Origin of the sequence: Nocardioides sp. Arc9.136 (genome assembly GCF_030506255.1) — a bacterium.
Classification (GTDB): Bacteria; Actinomycetota; Actinomycetes; order Propionibacteriales; family Nocardioidaceae; genus Nocardioides.
Genome location: NZ_CP113431.1, coordinates 2,242,808 through 2,258,162 on the forward strand (window position 1 = coordinate 2,242,808; position 15,355 = coordinate 2,258,162).

Annotated in this window: 15 protein-coding genes and 1 riboswitch; of the genes, 1 reads left to right on the plus strand and 14 read right to left on the minus strand. The window is 73.7% G+C overall.

Annotated features, from left to right (window positions below; genetic code table 11):
• Positions 1-10 precede the first annotated feature (10 nt).
• Positions 11-1,396: a CHAD domain-containing protein gene (locus tag OSR43_RS10935; protein WP_302266608.1), complete on the minus strand. Its 1,386-nt coding sequence runs from the start codon at positions 1,394-1,396 to the stop codon at positions 11-13.
• Between the two features lie 133 nt (positions 1,397-1,529).
• Between OSR43_RS10935 and OSR43_RS10940 the strand changes: the two genes are divergently transcribed.
• Positions 1,530-2,063: a hypothetical protein gene (locus tag OSR43_RS10940; RefSeq protein WP_302266609.1), complete on the plus strand. Its 534-nt coding sequence runs from the start codon at positions 1,530-1,532 to the stop codon at positions 2,061-2,063.
• 31 nt (positions 2,064-2,094) lie between these two features.
• Here the strand turns inward: OSR43_RS10940 and OSR43_RS10945 are convergent, their stop codons facing one another.
• The 13 genes from OSR43_RS10945 to OSR43_RS11005 all read right to left on the minus strand — a co-directional run bounded on the left by OSR43_RS10945 (position 2,095) and on the right by OSR43_RS11005 (position 15,067).
• Positions 2,095-3,441, minus strand: a complete 1,347-nt coding sequence (locus OSR43_RS10945) for a serine hydrolase (RefSeq protein WP_302266610.1) — start codon at positions 3,439-3,441, stop codon at positions 2,095-2,097.
• 18 nt (positions 3,442-3,459) lie between these two features.
• Positions 3,460-6,330: an aminomethyl-transferring glycine dehydrogenase gene (gene gcvP / locus OSR43_RS10950; protein WP_302266611.1), complete on the minus strand. Its 2,871-nt coding sequence runs from the start codon at positions 6,328-6,330 to the stop codon at positions 3,460-3,462.
• 72 nt (positions 6,331-6,402) lie between these two features.
• Positions 6,403-6,512: riboswitch (glycine riboswitch) on the minus strand.
• A gap of 124 nt (positions 6,513-6,636) precedes the next feature.
• On the minus strand, positions 6,637-7,230 hold the full coding sequence (locus tag OSR43_RS10955; RefSeq protein WP_364865306.1) for a MerR family transcriptional regulator: 594 nt from the start codon (positions 7,228-7,230) through the stop codon (positions 6,637-6,639).
• A gap of 182 nt (positions 7,231-7,412) precedes the next feature.
• Positions 7,413-7,880 (minus strand): bifunctional nuclease family protein, encoded by a 468-nt coding sequence (locus OSR43_RS10960; protein WP_302266612.1) that lies wholly within the window; start codon positions 7,878-7,880, stop codon positions 7,413-7,415.
• A 118-nt stretch (positions 7,881-7,998) separates the two neighbouring features.
• Positions 7,999-8,751 (minus strand): MerR family transcriptional regulator, encoded by a 753-nt coding sequence (locus OSR43_RS10965; RefSeq protein ID WP_302266613.1) that lies wholly within the window; start codon positions 8,749-8,751, stop codon positions 7,999-8,001.
• 11 nt (positions 8,752-8,762) lie between these two features.
• Entirely contained in the window at positions 8,763-9,308 is a 546-nt protein-coding gene (locus tag OSR43_RS10970) for an FHA domain-containing protein (RefSeq protein ID WP_302266614.1), read from the minus strand.
• Between the two features lie 149 nt (positions 9,309-9,457).
• The gene (gene gcvH / locus OSR43_RS10975; protein ID WP_302271662.1) at positions 9,458-9,844 is read right to left on the minus strand and encodes a glycine cleavage system protein GcvH; all 387 of its coding nucleotides are present in this window, start codon (positions 9,842-9,844) and stop codon (positions 9,458-9,460) included.
• A gap of 42 nt (positions 9,845-9,886) precedes the next feature.
• Positions 9,887-10,687, minus strand: a complete 801-nt coding sequence (locus OSR43_RS10980) for a DUF881 domain-containing protein (protein WP_302266615.1) — start codon at positions 10,685-10,687, stop codon at positions 9,887-9,889.
• Positions 10,680-11,012 carry a small basic family protein gene (locus OSR43_RS10985; RefSeq protein ID WP_302266616.1) on the minus strand — a complete coding sequence of 111 codons (333 nt, stop codon included), beginning with the start codon at positions 11,010-11,012 and terminating at the stop codon, positions 10,680-10,682. Before OSR43_RS10985 ends, OSR43_RS10980 begins: the two co-directional genes overlap by 8 nt.
• On the minus strand, positions 11,009-11,929 hold the full coding sequence (locus tag OSR43_RS10990; protein ID WP_302266617.1) for a DUF881 domain-containing protein: 921 nt from the start codon (positions 11,927-11,929) through the stop codon (positions 11,009-11,011). Before OSR43_RS10990 ends, OSR43_RS10985 begins: the two co-directional genes overlap by 4 nt.
• Entirely contained in the window at positions 11,922-12,527 is a 606-nt protein-coding gene (locus tag OSR43_RS10995) for a CDP-alcohol phosphatidyltransferase family protein (protein ID WP_302266618.1), read from the minus strand. The genes OSR43_RS10990 and OSR43_RS10995 overlap by 8 nt, the downstream gene beginning before the upstream one ends.
• Positions 12,528-12,590: 63 nt before the next feature.
• The gene (locus OSR43_RS11000) at positions 12,591-13,661 is read right to left on the minus strand and encodes a hemolysin family protein (protein ID WP_302266619.1); all 1,071 of its coding nucleotides are present in this window, start codon (positions 13,659-13,661) and stop codon (positions 12,591-12,593) included.
• A complete protein-coding gene (locus tag OSR43_RS11005; RefSeq protein ID WP_302266620.1) occupies positions 13,658-15,067 on the minus strand; it encodes a hemolysin family protein in 1,410 nt (469 codons plus the stop codon). Before OSR43_RS11005 ends, OSR43_RS11000 begins: the two co-directional genes overlap by 4 nt.
• Between the last annotated feature and the right edge of the window lie 288 nt (positions 15,068-15,355).

Below are 15,355 nucleotides of genomic sequence, written 5' to 3' on the forward strand. Positions count from 1 at the left end.
CGGGTCCCGCTCAGCCGGCCAGCCGCACCTCGAGCCGCCCGTGCAGCCGCCCGAGGAGGAACGCCTCGCCGGTCGTGGCCGCCCGGGTCGCCACGGCCCCGACCTCCTGCTGGGCGCGCAGCGTGGTGCAGGCGTCCTCGAGACCCTCGACCGCCTGCTCCGCCCACCGGCGCGCCCGCCGCGCCTCCTTCCCGACGACCGGCTCCACGAGGTCCGCGACGTCGGCGAGGTGCTCGGCGGCCGCCAGGTGGCGCGCAGGGGTGTAGCGCCCCTCGTCCTCGCCCGTCCGTGCCGACGCCTTCGTCCGCGCCTTCTCCAGGCGGCGCCGCAGCTGCTTCCTCGTCAGCGGCTCCTCCGACGCCGGCTCGGCGACCACCCGGTCCAGCGACCGCAGCAGCGCGAGGTACCGGTCCGCCTGCAGGTCGTCGAGCACCCTTGCTGCGGCCTCGCGCTCGTGCTCCTCGAAGGCGGCGCGCAGCAGCCGGCGCACGGGGGCCACCCCTTCCCGCTCCTCCTCGAGGACCGCCAGCACGCGCTCGTGCGCCGCGGCGAGCTCCGCGGCCTCGACGAGCGACTCCGACAGCCACGCCAGCTCCGCGCGAACGGGGCCGGTCACCGTGCGGCCCCAGCCCGGGCGCAGCGTCCACAGCGCCGCCCGGATCCGCCGCACCACCGACGCCAGCTCGCCGGCGACCGGCTCGCCACGCCGCCACCGGCTGTCCAGCAGCTTGAGGACGCCGACGTCCGCCGCGACGGCCCGCAGCACGGGGTCGGCGACCTCGGGGACCTGCGGGAGCCGGTCGCCGAGCGCGACCGCGATCTTGCGGGCCAGCGGCCTCGGCTCGACCCCGAGCCCCTCGAAGAGCTCGTCGGCCGCGGCCAGCAGGTCGGGCCCGCCCTCGACCAGCTCCAGCTCCCACTCCCGCCACGAGACCGGCGCTCCGCCGACCGGGGTGCCGGTGACCTCGTCGTCGGCCAGCTCGGCCAGCACGGTCCCGTCCTCGGCGAGGAGCGACCGTGAGGTGCGCCGGGTCGCCACCGTCGCGACCGGCGACAACGGCTCACCCTGCGTCCAGGCGGTGACGAGACCGCGCAGCCGCGCCGGCACCGTCTCGCCCCTGCCGAGCCGGTGGTGCAGCTCCTCGCGGCCACCCGGGGCGGGCAGCTTGAGGTGCCATCCCTCGTCCGGTCCCCCGGTGCGGGCCCGCAGGGTGATGCCGGCGGCGGTCAGTGCCAGCCCGCCGGTGTCGTGGTACGTCGCGTGCAGCTCGTGCACGACCGGCTCGGCGACCCGCGCCACCCCGGGCAGCCCGCCCGGCCCGGCCAGCGCCGGGACCTCGGTCCCGGGCGGGGGTGCGTACGTGTGCTCGACCTCGAGGTGCTGTGTGCGCGTCATGCCGTCCCGTACCCACCACGCCGGTGCGGACCGGTGCAGACCGGTGCAGACCGGTGCCGCCGGCACGCAACCGTCCCGCCTCGCCGGGCGTAGACACCCCGACCAGCCACTCCCACCAGGAAGCAGCACCAGCATGCGCATCCCCGCCCTCCTCGCCGCCACGGCCACCGCCGCGACCGCGATCACCGGCCTCACCACCACGACGGCCGTCTCCGCCACGTCCTCCCCCAGCACCGACGGCACCACGACCCACGAGCGCGGCAACGTCGTCGAGTGCGGCGCGGCGTACGCCGGCCAGGACACGTTCGTCAGCGTCTACGAGAACAACCTGCACCCCGACGTCCTCCAGGTCGTCGTCGGCGAGGACGGCCTCGGCCGCGGCAAGGAGTCGACCACCGGCTTCATCGACGCCGGCACGGTCCGCGCCACGATGCGGCTCGACGGCCGGAAGGTCGTCGTGTCCGGGACCGCGAAGCGGGTCGGGAAGAGGATCGCCGTCCACGAGGAGGTCGACGACGCCGGCGAGCACGTCGTCGTCGACGGCTTCCACCGCCGGCTCCGCACCGACCTGACGCTGCGGTGGAAGGGCCGGACCGTCGCCCTCGACTGCGACGAGGCCTTCTTCTACGACCTCGACGTCACCCGGTACGACACCACCGGCGACTGAGACCGACCACCACGCGCAGCGGCGTCACCGGTCAGCGACCCGGATGACCCCCGGGAACGGGGGCGTCCGGGTCGTACGGCGTCCGGGTGTAGACGAAGGTGGCGACCTCGAGGTGGCCCACCGACCCGTCCGGGCGCCGGACGACGTGGAGCTCCTCGCCGGCGTGGTAGCCGGACAGCCCCAGCACCCGTCCCCCACGGACGGCGAACCGGTAGAGCTCCTGCCCGGCCCGGCGGGCGACCAGCTCGGTGCCCTCCATCGCGAAGACGATCGCGGTGTTGCCCCAGTGCCAGACCCCCGGCACGCCCACCAGCGGCGGCGGCAGCGCCGGTGACGGCGTCCACGCGGGTGCGACCGTCGGCTCGCAGCGCTCGAGCTCCTCGAGCAGGTCGGTGACGACCGCGGCCGGCGAGCAGCCCGCCGTGGCGTCGGTCAGCACCACGCCACCGCTGCGCCGCCTCGGGTCGACCAGGACGGCGGCGAGGAACCCCGGCATCGAGCCGGTGTGCCCCGCGAGCGTGCCCGAGCCGCCGGGCAGCAGCTGGAACCCCAGCCCGTGCGCGTAGCCGAGCCCGTCGGTGGGGTTGCCCGACTGCGGCCCGAACGCCTGCCGCAGCTCGGCCGGCGAGAGCACGTCGGGGTGGCCGTCGAGGAGGAAGACGGCGTACCGCGCCAGGTCGGTGAGCGTCGCCCACACCTGGCCCGCGGGCGCCATCGCCCCGGTGTCGGTCGCGGGCTCCGGGACGAGCGTCGACTCGTAGGGGTGCACCGACCAGCCCTGCGCGGCGGCGCCGACGGGGAGGTACGACGTGCGCGTCATCCCTAGCGGCGCGAGCAACCGGCCCTCCACGGCCTCCCACCACGTCGTGCCCCGGACGCGCGCGACGACCTCGCCGAGCAGCGCGTACCCGAGGTTGGAGTAGTGGAACTCCTGGTGGGCGGGGAACGCCGCACCCGAGCCGTCGTGCAGCGCCGCCAGCTCCTCCCACGACCGGCCGGCGGACCGCTCCCACCACGGCCCGGCCGGCTCCGACTGCATGCCCGAGCTGTGCGCGAGCAGCGTGCGGAGCGTCCGGTCGGCGTACGCCACGTCCTCCCCGAGCACCACCGACGCCGGGTCGTCCAGGCCGAGCAGGCCCTCCCGCACGGCCTGGAGCACGAGCACGGCCGTCATGGTCTTGGTGATGGACCCGATCCGGTACTGCACGTCGAACGGGTCGTGGCCGGGCACCGCCTCCGCGCCGTACGCGTCCCGCCACACCGGCTCGCCGTCGCGCACCAGGCCGGCCACCACCGACGGCAGCCGACCGGTGCTCTGGGCGTGGGCCAGCCGGGCGCGCAGCCGGCGGGCGGTGAGGCCGTCGACCCCGGCGCTCACTCGGCGCTCACTCGGCGCTCACTCGGCGAAGGCCTCGAGCGGCGGGCACGAGCACTGCAGGTTGCGGTCACCGTAGGCCTGGTCGATCCGCGCCACCGGCGGCCAGTACTTGTCCGGGTCCACGCCGGTCGGGAAGACCGCCAGCTCCCGGAGGTACGGCCGGTCCCACTCGCCCACGAGCGCGCGGGACGTGTGCGGCGCGCCGCGCAGCGGCGACTCCTCGGGGCTCCACTCCCCCGCGCCGACCCGGTCGATCTCGCCCTTGATCGCGATCATCGCCTCGCAGAAGCGGTCGATCTCGCCGAGGTCCTCGGACTCGGTCGGCTCGACCATCAGGGTGCCGGCGACCGGGAACGACATCGTCGGGGCGTGGAAGCCGTAGTCGACCAGCCGCTTGGCGACGTCCTCGACGCTCACGCCGGTCTCCTTGGTGATCCCCCGGACGTCGAGGATGCACTCGTGGGCGACCAGGTCGCCGTGGCCGCGGTAGAGCACCGGGAAGTGCTCGCCGAGCCGGGCGGCGACGTAGTTGGCCGACAGCACCGCGCTGGCGGTGGCCCGGGTCAGGCCGGCACCGCCCATCATCCGCACGTAGGCCCACGAGATCGGCAGGATGCCCGCCGAGCCGTACGGCGCCGCGCTGATCGGGCCGATGCCCTCGCGCTTGGTGGCGTCGGGGTGCATCCCGTGCGAGGGGAGGTACGGCGCGAGGTGCTCGCGCACCGCGACCGGGCCGACGCCCGGGCCGCCGCCGCCGTGGGGGATGCAGAAGGTCTTGTGCAGGTTCAGGTGCGACACGTCGCCCCCGAACTCGCCGGGCTTGGCGTGCCCGAGCAGCGCGTTCAGGTTCGCCCCGTCGACGTAGACCTGGCCGCCGTGGGCGTGCACGACCTCGCACAGCTCGGTGATCGTGTCCTCGTAGGCGCCGTGGGTCGAGGGGTAGGTGACCATGATCGCGGCCAGGTCGTCGGTGTGCTTCTCGCACTGCGCGCGCAGGTCGTCCATGTCCACGCCGCCGTCCGCGGCGGCCTTGACCACGACGACGCGCATCCCGGCCATCACCGCGGACGCGGCGTTGGTGCCGTGCGCCGAGGAGGGGATCAGGCAGACGTCGCGGGCGGCGTCGCCGTTCGCGCGGTGGTAGCCGCGGATGGCGAGCAGACCGGCGAGCTCGCCCTGGGAACCGGCGTTCGGCTGGATCGAGACGCGGTCGTAGCCGGTCACCTCGGCCAGCCAGCCCTCGAGCTGGTCGACGAGCAGGTGGTAGCCGGCGGCGTCCTCGGCCGGCGCGAACGGGTGCAGGTCGGCGAAGCCGGGCAGGGAGACCGGCTCCATCTCGGTGGTCGCGTTCAGCTTCATCGTGCACGACCCGAGCGGGATCATCCCGCGGTCCAGCGCGTAGTCGCGGGCCGAGAGCCGGCGCAGGTAGCGCAGCATTTGGGTCTCGCTGTGGTGCGCGGAGAACACCTCGTGGGTGAGGTACGGCGTGGTGCGGCGCAGCGGCTCCGGCAGCGCGTCGGCGGTCGCGCGGTCGAGACCGTCGAGGTCCGCGCCCTCCACCCCGAACGACGCCAGCACCCGCTCGAGGGTCGAGCGCGTGGTGCACTCCGAGGTGCTGATCCCGACGGTGTCGGCGTCGACGAGCCGGAGGTGGATCCCCCGCTCCCGCGCGGCCGCGACGACCTCGGCGGCACGGCCCGGTGCCGCGACCTGGACGGTGTCGAAGAACTCGCCGTGGAGCGCCTCGTGCCCGGCCTCGGCCAGCGCGGCGGCCAGCACCGCGGCGTACCGGTGGGTGCGGGTGGCGATGGCGCGCAGCCCCTCCGGGCCGTGGTGCACGGCGTACATCGAGGCGACGACGGCCAGCAGCACCTGGGCGGTGCAGATGTTGGAGGTGGCCTTGTCCCGGCGGATGTGCTGCTCGCGGGTCTGCAGGGCCAGGCGGTACGCCGGGCGGCCCTCGGCGTCGACCGAGACCCCGACCAGCCGGCCGGGCAGGTGCCGCTCGAGCCCGGAGGCGACCGCCATGTAGCCGGCGTGCGGGCCGCCGTAGAACAGCGGCACCCCGAAGCGCTGGGAGGAGCCGACGACCACGTCGGCACCCATCGAGCCGGGCGACTCCAGCAGCGTCAGCGCGAGCAGGTCGGCGGCGACGACGGCCAGCCCGCCGCGCTCGTGGACCGCCTCGATGAGCGGCCGCGGGTCGAGCACCCGGCCGGAGGCGCCGGGGTACTGCATGAGCACGCCGCTCGCCGGGCCCTCGGGCAGGCCGCCGGTCAGGTCCGCGACCACGACCTCGATGCCCATCGCCTCGGCGCGGGTGCGCACGACCTCGATCGTCTGCGGCAGCGCGTCGGCGTCGACCACGAACGGCCCGTCCGCCTTGCGGTTTCCCCGCCGGACCAGGGTCATCGCCTCGGCGGCCGCGGTGCCCTCGTCGAGCAGCGAGGCGTTCGCGGTCGGCACGCCGGTGAGGTCGCCGACGACGGTCTGGAAGTTGATCAGCGCCTCGAGCCGGCCCTGGGAGATCTCCGGCTGGTACGGCGTGTAGGCGGTGTACCAGCTGGGGTCCTCGAGCACGTTGCGCCGGATCACCGGCGGGGTGATCGTGGCGGAGTAGCCGAGGCCGATCATCGCCTCGAGCGGGTTGTTCAGCGCCGCGATCGCGCGCAGCTCCCGGGCGGTGGCGTCCTCGGACTGCGCGGCGGGCAGGTCGAGCGCCGCGTCGGTGCGGATGCCGCCGGGGACGGCGGCGGACATCAGCGACTCCACGGAGTCGAAGCCGAGCCGCTCGAGCATGGCGGCCTCGGCGGCCGGCTGCAGACCGATGTGGCGGTCGACGAACGGCAGCGCGCCGTCGAGCTCGGACAGGGTGGGGCGGTCTGACATGGCAGGGCTCCTCGGACGCGCGGTCTGGGTGCCTCCCCCTCTGTCACACCGGCACTGGTGCTCCAGAGTCGCCTGCTCCGCACGGTCCGGGCGCCTGAGAGGTTCCGGGGAGGAATTGCCCCTTCGGCGCTCCGCTCCGGCGGGTGCTGCGTGCCGGGCGGAGACTCTCCCGTGCGGGATTGTCAGCGCCACCGAGGCTACCAGCCCACCGGGCCCGGGCAGGAACGACGACGGCCCGCCTCCCTCGCGGGACGGCGGGCCGGACGTCGTGCGCCGGGTGGCGGCGGTGCGCCGCGCTGGCCCGGGTCAGCCGATCTTGCGGGCGGCGCGGCGGGCGGCGAGCTCGTCGCTCGCGCTCGGTGCGGCCTCGTCGGCGGTGCGCTCGCTGGGCAGCTCGGCGAGGGTGCCCTCGATCTCGCGCCACACGCCGCCGATGGCGATGCCGAAGACGCCCTGCCCGCCCTGGAGCAGGTCGATGACCTCGTCGTTGCTGGTGCACTCATACACCGAGGCGCCGTCGCTCATCAGCGTCACGCGGGTCAGGTCGTCGGTGCCCCGCTCCCGGAGGTGATGAACCGCGGTGCGGATCTGCTGCAGCGAGATGCCGGCGTCCAGGAGCCGCTTGATCACCTTGAGCAGCAGGATGTCGCGGAAGCTGTAGAGCCGCTGGGAGCCCGAGCCGCTCGCGCCGCGGACGGTGGGCTCGACCAAGCCGGTGCGGGCCCAGTAGTCGAGCTGGCGATAGGTGATGCCGGCGGCGTTGCACGCGGTCGGGCCGCGGTAGCCGGTGTCACTGGGCAGCGGCGACACGTCGTCGGTGAAGAGGAGACCCTGCTCCTCGGCCACCTCGACCGCGACTGCGGCCTCGGGGTGCTCGCCCTGCTGCTCCTGCTCGTTCACACGGTCCTCCGTGGGTCTACTCCGTTGTGCGTAACTACCCGGGGAAGGTGCCGTGACCGCGAAGCGCAACCACAACGGTGGAGTTACAACAGAGACAGTTCAAGGTAGGCCCCGGTGGGGAGGTCGTCAAAGAGGCCGGCGGCGTGTCGGAACCCTCAACTTGAGGTTGAGGGTGAGCCTCGTCAACGCGACTCGAAGTCCTCCGGCGTGACCTGGTCGAGGAACTCGCGGAACTTCTCCACCTCGTCCTCCTGCTCGGCGGGCACGGCGAGGCCGGCCTCGTCGAGGACCTCCTCGGCGCACAGGATGCGCGTACCGGTGCGCAGCGCCAGCGCGATGGAGTCCGAGGGACGCGCGCTCACCTCGGCGCCGGAACCGAAGACGAGGGTCGCGAAGAACACCCCGTCCTTGACGTCGGTGATCCGCACCTCGGTCAGCTCGTTGCCCGTCGCCTCCAGCACGTCCTTCATCAGGTCGTGCGTCAGCGGCCGGGGCGGGACCACCCCTTGCTGGGCGAACGCGATCGCGGTCGCCTCGACCGCGCCGATCCAGATCGGCAGGTAGCGCTCCCCGGTCACCTCGCGCAGCAGGACGATCGGCTGGTTCGACGGCATCTCGACACGGACACCCATGACATCGACTTCGCGCACACCTTCACCCTACTCCCGCCCCGTGAGCCTCTCCCCCGCCGAAGGGGCGAGCCTGCCGGGCACCTGCCGGGCACCGGGTGCGGCGCCGGCACGGGCGCCGCCACGGCGGCCGGGTGGGTCAGCCGGAGCGGAGCCCGGCCTTGACCAGGGTGGCGTGGAGACGCACCGAGAGCGCGGCGATCTCGGAGACGGCCTCCTCGGCGCGGGCCTGCGCGGCGGCGTCACGACCCCGCTTGTGGGGCGCGACGACCTGCTCCACCATCCCCACCTCGCGGTCGGCCGCGGTCTTGTACGCGCGCAGGTGGCGCGGCTCGAAGCCGAAGTCGGCCAGCTCGCGGGCAGTCTGGGCGATCACCAGCGCGTCGGTGTCGTAGTGGCCGGTGCCGGGCTTGGCGCTGATCAGGCCGTACTGCTCGAGCTGGTCGAGCAGGTCCTCGGAGATCTCCGCGACCTTGACCAGCTCGCGCCGGGACAGCCGCATTCCGTCGTGCCGCCGGAACGACTCGGGGCTGGGCAGCCCGTCCGCGGCGAGCGCGACCTTGGGGACCGTCGGCACGACCGGCTCGATCGCCGGCGGCTCCAGGCCGCGGTCGATGGCGTCGAGGTGCTCGCCGATGACCTTGAGCGGCAGGTAGTGGTCGCGCTGCATGCGCAGCACGTAGCGCAGCCGGTCGACGTCCTGGACGGAGAACTTCCGGTAGCCCGCGGGCGTGCGCTCGGGCTTGATCAGGCCCTTGTCCTCGAGGAAGCGGATCTTGGGGATGGTGATGCCGGGGAAGTCCGGACGCAGGTGGTCCAGGACCTCCCCGATGTTCATCCGGGCGCGCGGCGCCCCGGGGGCGCCCGCTGCCGCCGGGCCGGTGGAGCTCATGCGGGTGCGGCTCAGCCGGCCTGTTGCCCGGCGAAGAACACCAGGCGGTACTTGCCGATCTGGACCTCGTCGCCGTCCTTGAGCTGCACCTTGTCGATGCGGTCGCGGTTGACGTAGGTGCCGTTGAGCGAGCCGACGTCGCTGACGGTGAAGGTGTCACCGGTGCGGTCGAACTGCGCGTGCCGACGCGACACGGTCACGTCGTCGAGGAAGATCTCGCTCTCGGGGTGCCGACCGGCGGTCACGACGTCGGCGTCCAGCAGGAACCGGCTGCCCGAGCCCGGGCCGCGCTGCACGACCAGGAGCGCGTGGCCCGCCGGGAGGGCGTCGACCGCGGCCGCGTCGACGGGGTTCAGCTGGCGGTCGGAGGTCTCGGACTTGTCGCCGAGGCCGATGTGGATCGTGGCCGTCGAGTCGCCCTGCGAGGCCGGCTGTCCGGGCTGCACGGCAGCGACGGAGCCCGTCGCGTCGTCGGCGGCGACGAGCTTCGTGCCGCACTGGGAGCAGAAGCGGGCGTCGTCGGGGTTCTGCCTGCCACACGCGGTGCAGAACGGCATCGGGCATCCTCCGGGATCCGGTGTCGGGCGGGCGGTCAACCCTCACCTCGGGGTTGAGGTTGACGGTTGTCCGAACCTATCAGCCACGGGCGACCGATCAAGCCGGACGGCGAACTCCGCCGGCCGGCGCGGGACCGGCCGGCGGGGTGTCAGGAGTCGAGCGAGGCCTCGTACGCCGCGGCGTCCATGAGGGCGTCGACCTCGCCGGTGTCCGCGGGCACGACCTCGAAGAGCCAGCCGCCGCCGTACGGGTCGTTGTTGACCAGCTCGGGAGTGGCGTCGAGCGACTCGTTGCGGGCGACGACCTCACCGGAGACCGGGGCGTAGACGTCGCTGACCGACTTGGTCGACTCCAGCTCGCCGCAGGTGCTGCCGGACTCGATGGTCGCGCCGACCTCCGGCAGGGACACGTAGACGATGTCACCGAGGGCGTCCTGGGCGTAGTGGGTGATCCCCACGCGCACGGAGCCGGCGGCCTCGCCGGGGGTGCGCAGCCACTCGTGCTCGCTGGTGTACTTCAGGTCGTCGGGGTACAACGCGGTCTCCAAGCTGTCGGTCCGGGGCGTGCCCGCCCGACCCTACTGGTCCTGCGGCTCGAGGTCCGGGGTGGCGTACTCCGACTGCGCCGGCTCCCGCACGGACTCGATGTCGATCGACTGCAGCTCCTGGATCTCGACCACGGCACCGTCCGCCTCGAGCTCGGAGACCACGCCGCGCGCGATGGAGATCGCACCCGCGAGGGTGTCCGGCGCACCGATGGCGTCCAGGACGTACGGCGGGCCGAGCTGCTCGCCGTCGACGACGAGCCCACCGGTGCCCGCCGAGAACGCCGACTGGGCGACCAGCCGGACCTTGCCGTTGAGCTGCATCGCCTCGGCGTTGGAGGTGCGCAGCTCCTGGACCAGGTCGATCATGTCCTGGACCCTGACGGCCTGGTCGGTCTCGGTGATCGTCACGCGGACGCCCGGGCCGGTGACGGGGACCGTGCCGGCCAGGATCGCGAGCGCGTCGGCCTGGGTCTGGGCCTCCTCCAGCGCCGTCCCGACCCGCCGGCTGTCGGTGCGCAGGTCCTGGCGGGCCTCCTCGAGCCGCTCGATCTCCGCCTCGGCCCGCTGCGTGGTCCCGGCGAGGCCGTTGAGGACGTCGATGAGGTCCTGCTCCCGCAGCCCGGCGTAGGTGTCGTCGACCTCGGTGGCGCGGACCTGCACGATCGCGGCGAAGCCCACCAGCGCGAGCAGCACCCCGACCACCAGCTGGCTTCGCGAGGGGCGGCTCAGCGCCCGCAGCAGCCGCGACCGCCCGCTCGCCGGGGTCTCCGGGCTCCGGGGCCGGTCCTCGGGACCGCTCCCGGGACGAGGGTCGGGCGTGGGGTCAGGCATGGAACAGGTGACGGCGGATCGCCGCCACGTTGGAGAAGATCCGGATCCCGAGCACGACGATGACACCGGTGGAGAGCTGTCCGCCGACGCCGAGCTTGTCGCCGAGGTAGACGATCGCGGCCGCGATCACGACGTTGGAGACGAAGGAGACGACGAAGACCTTGTCGTCGAAGATCCCGTCGAGGTAGGCGCGCAGGCCGCCGAAGACCGCGTCGAGCGCCGCCACGACGGCGATCGGGAGGTAGGGCTCCACGGCCAGCGGGACGTCGGGCTGGAACACCAGCCCGAGCACGATGCCGACCAACAGGCCGAGCGCGGCGATCACGGGGCCCCCTCCTCCGGGATGTGCGGACGGTCCGCGAGCGACTCCACCGAGCGCAGCTCACGCATCCGCGCGGCGGGCAGCTCGAGGGACTCCTCGTTGTCCATGGCGAAGGTTATGCCGAAGTCCGACTCCAGGTCGCGCAGCGCCGCCCCCTCGGGCGATTCCTGGAACCGCGACTGCAGCGTGAGCCGGTCCCCGATGGCCTCGATGCGGTACGGCGGCGACAGGCTGGTCTTGTTGACCCGCACGACCAGCCCCGAGAGGCGGATCGCGGACAGCGCGGTCAGCCGCTGCCCGTTGATCGCGATCGCCTCGGCACCGAGGCGCCACAGGCCGTTGACGGCGATCCGCAGGTCGCCGTCGCGGACCTCGCTGTTCAGGACGTCGGCCGGGCCGTCGAAGAGGGTGAGGACGACGCCGGGTCCGCTGACCGCGACGTACCCGGTCCTGGTCTGCGCACGGCGCAGCCGGCCCAGGACGGTCTGGTATGTCGCCTGCGCGGCGGTCACCTGGCCCTCCAGGTCGGCGTTGCGCTCGCGCAGCCCGACGATCCGGTCCTGCAGGTCGGCCACCCGCTCGCGCTCGGCGCTCACGCGCCGGACCAGGGTGGCGCGGCTCGCGGCGTCGACGTCCTCGTTGCGCGAGGTCTGCACGAAGGCGGTGGTGGCCAGGACGCCGAAGAGGGCGACCACCAGCGCGGCGGTGCGGTGCGGCCGGCTGCGGACGGGGGGCCGCGGCTCGTCGGAGTCCCGGGCCGCGATGGCGCGCCGCTCGGCGGCGTGGAGGTAGTCCTCGTCGAGGGACTGCTGGGTGATCAGGGTGAGCAGCGGCAGCCGGACCCGCTCGGGCACCGGGTGGTCGGCGACCGCGTGGCCGGGTCGCTGCCCAAGGCGCTGCTCAGGGCGCTGCTCAGGCATCCAGGGCCGCCCGTCGGAGCGGCTCGGTGGTGGCGAGCAGCTTGCGGACCTGCCAGGCGTAGAGCAGCCCCGCCCACCAGTACAGCCCGATCCCCCACCCGGCGAACGCCCAGCCGAAGACGCGGGCCAGCGAGGCGACGGTGCCCTCGCCGTCGCCGAGGAAGAGCAGCGGGAAGGCGTAGAGGAGGTTGAAGGTGGCGGCCTTGCCCAGGAAGTGCACCGGCAGCGCGGTGTAGCCCCGGGTGCGCAGCAGCGGGACGAGTCCCCACATGAGGACGTCGCGCAGCGGCAGCGAGACGGCCACCCACCAGGGGATGACGTCGCGCATGGCCAGCCCGACGACCGCGGCGAGGATGTAGAGCCGGTCCGCCACCGGGTCCAGCACCTGCCCCAGCAGCGTCACCTGGTCCCACCGGCGCGCCAGGAAGCCGTCGAGCCAGTCGGTGACCCCGGAGACCATCAGGACGACGAGCGCCCACACGTCGGCCTCCGGGCCCAGCACGAGCCACAGGAACAGCGGCACCCCGGCGAGCCGGAGCATGCTCAAGACGTTCGGCAGCGTCCACACGCGGTTCGTGCGAGGAGGATCGGCTGCCACGCGGCACACCCTAACCGCCGGGAACGGCGCCCCGAAGGAGCAGGTCAGGCGTGGTGCGACGGGTCACGTGGCGGTCGTCGGGCCGGCCAGCGCCTCGTCGTGGTGGGCCGCGTCGCGGATCTCCCCGACCAGCTCCTCGAGGACGTCCTCGAGGGTCGCCAGCCCGATCGTGCGGCCCTCCCCGTCGACCACCCGGGCCATGTGGGCGCCCCGCCGCTGCAGCGTCTCGAGCGCGTCGTGCAGCGACTCGTCGGCCGTCACCGGTGCGAACGGGCGGATCCACTTGTCGTCGACCGGCCGCTCGCGACGCTCCTCGTTGGGCTCGAGGACGTCCTTGATGTGCAGGTAGCCGACGAGGTCGCCGTCGTCGCCCGCCACCGGGAACCGGCTGAAGCCGGTCGCCGCGCAGAGCGCCTCGACCTCGGCCGCGGTGGAGCCGCGGCGCACCAGGGTGAGGCTCGCCGTCGGCATCAGGACCGAGGCGACGGTCTTCTCGGTGAAGCCGAGCGCACCGGCGAGCCGGTCGTACTCGTCGGCCTCGAGGAGGCCCTCGCCGCGCGACTCCTCGACGAGCGCGGCCACCTCCTCGCGCGTGAACGCCGAGGTCAGCTCGTCCTTGGGCTCGACCCGCAGCAGGCGGAGCACGCCGTTCGCGGCGGCGTTGAGCACCACGATGAGCGGCTTGAGCACCGTGACGACGCCGAGCAGCGGCGGGCCGAGCACCATCGCCGCGCGCTCCGGGCCGGCGATCGCGATGTTCTTGGGGACCATCTCGCCGAGCACGACGTGCAGGTAGGTGACCAGGCTCAGCGCGATCACGAAGGCGATCGGGTGCAGGAACGCGTCCGGCACCCCGAGCGCGTGGATGCTCGGCTCGATGAGGTGCGCGATCGCGGGCTCGCCGACGGCACCGAGGCCCAGGGAGCAGATCGTGATGCCGAGCTGGGCGCCCGCCATCATCAGCGAGACCTGCTCCATGGCCCGCAGCGTGGTGCGCGCCATCCGCGAACCGGCCTGGGCGTGCGGCTCCACCTGGCTGCGGCGGGCCGAGACGAGGGCGAACTCGGCACCCACGAAGAAGGCGTTGAGGGCCAGCAGGACGAAGACCAGGAGGACGCCGGCGGTGTCGCTCATGAGCGGTCACCCTCCCCGTCGGCCTGCTTCGCGCGGCCGTGGGACCGCTCGCCCCGGGACGCCTCGACCGGGTCGCCCTCGTGCAGGCGCAGCGAGAGCCGGTCGATGCGGAGCCCGTCCATGTGCTCGACGGTCAGCACGGCCAGCTGCTCGCGCGGCTGCTCGGGGTCGCTCAGGTCGGGCACCGGGACCTCGGCGATGTCACCGGCGACCGGGACCCGGCCCAGCACGCGCAGCACGAGGCCCGCGACGGTGTCGTAGTCCTCGTTCTCGGGGAGGGCCACGCCGGTGAGGTCCTCGACCTCGTCTGGGCGCAGCAGGCCGGAGACCAGCCACGAGCCGTCACGGCGCAGCCGGGCCCGGGAGCTCATCCGGTCGTGCTCGTCGGCGATGTCGCCCACGATCTCCTCCACGACGTCCTCGAGGGTCACGATCCCCGCGTGGCCGCCGTACTCGTCGAGGACGACGGCCATCTGGAAGCTCTCGTTGCGCAGCTGCGCCAGGAGCGGGTCCAGGCGCAGGGTGTCGGGGACGACGATCGGCTTGGCCATCAAGTGCTTGACCTTGGTGGTGCTGCGCTCGTGGACGGGCAGGGCGACGGCGTTCTTCACGTGGACGGTGCCCACGACCGCGTCCTCGTCGTCGAGCACCGGGAAGCGCGAGTGGCCGGTCGAGCGGGCCAGCTCGATGACCGCCGACGCGCGGTCGTTCGCCTCGAGGCTGTGGGTGCGCACGCGCGGGGTCATGATCTCGCCCGCGGTGCGGGTGCCGAACTCCACCGAGCGCTCCATCAGCTCCGCGGTGTCGGCGTCGAGGGTGCCCTCGTCGGCCGACCGGGCGATGAGCGAGGCGAGCTCCTGGGAGCTGCGCGCCGAGCGGAGCTCCTCCTGCGGCTCGACGCCGAGCCGGCGCACGAGCGCGTTGGCGGAGTTGTTGAGGATCCGGATCGGCACCCGGTTCACGGCGGTGAACAGCCGCATCGGGCGCTGGGTCGCGCGCGCGGTCTGCAGCGGCAGCGCGATCGCGAGGTTCTTGGGGACCAGCTCGCCGAAGAGCATGGTGAGCACCGTGCCGGCCACCAGACCGAGGGCCACCGCCACGGGCGAGACCGCCCCGTCGGGCACGCCGACCGCGCCGAGCGGCTCCTCGATCAGGTCGGCGATCGCCGGCTCGGCGAGGAAGCCGACGCCGAGGTTCGTCACGGTGATGCCGACCTGGGCGCCGGAGAGCTGCGTCGACAGCGACTTCAGGGCGTTCTGCACACCCTGGGCGCCGGTGTCGCCGGCGGCTGCCGCCTGGTCGACCTTCGAGCGGTCGACCGTCACGAGCGCGAACTCGGCGGCGACGAAGATGCCGCAGGCCGCCACGAGCAGCAGGGCGACCGCGAGCAGGACGAGCGGGGTCATGGGCGCTCTCCCTCGGAGGAGAGCGGGCTACTTTGAGAGCCGTCCATCGGGGGTTCTCTGGGTCCTTGTCGTCGTCGTTCAGGGCCGGTGAGGCGCCCACGATACAGGGGCTGCGGGCGGTCCTCCCAGTCCGGCCGGTCCCAGGTCCCAGCCGTTCGCGCTGCCGGCATGGCCCATCCGGGCCATGCCGGACCGGCGCGTCACAGGAGGCACACCGGCCCCAGGAGCGCCAGACTGGTCATCGGCGGTCGGGGGGTCGCTGCCGCACGCCCACCCCACCCCGTCCGA

Coding starts and splice junctions, on each gene's coding strand:
- OSR43_RS10965 (WP_302266613.1), bottom strand. CDS start 8,751: ATGAGCTCCACCGGCCCGGCGGCAGCGGGCGCCCCCGGGGCGCCGCGC.
- OSR43_RS10990 (WP_302266617.1), bottom strand. CDS start 11,929: ATGCCTGAGCAGCGCCCTGAGCAGCGCCTTGGGCAGCGACCCGGCCAC.
- OSR43_RS11000 (WP_302266619.1), bottom strand. CDS start 13,661: ATGAGCGACACCGCCGGCGTCCTCCTGGTCTTCGTCCTGCTGGCCCTC.
- OSR43_RS10940 (WP_302266609.1), top strand. CDS start 1,530: ATGCGCATCCCCGCCCTCCTCGCCGCCACGGCCACCGCCGCGACCGCG.
- gcvP (WP_302266611.1), bottom strand. CDS start 6,330: ATGTCAGACCGCCCCACCCTGTCCGAGCTCGACGGCGCGCTGCCGTTC.
- OSR43_RS10970 (WP_302266614.1), bottom strand. CDS start 9,308: ATGCCGTTCTGCACCGCGTGTGGCAGGCAGAACCCCGACGACGCCCGC.
- OSR43_RS10935 (WP_302266608.1), bottom strand. CDS start 1,396: ATGACGCGCACACAGCACCTCGAGGTCGAGCACACGTACGCACCCCCG.
- OSR43_RS11005 (WP_302266620.1), bottom strand. CDS start 15,067: ATGACCCCGCTCGTCCTGCTCGCGGTCGCCCTGCTGCTCGTGGCGGCC.
- OSR43_RS10980 (WP_302266615.1), bottom strand. CDS start 10,687: ATGCCTGACCCCACGCCCGACCCTCGTCCCGGGAGCGGTCCCGAGGAC.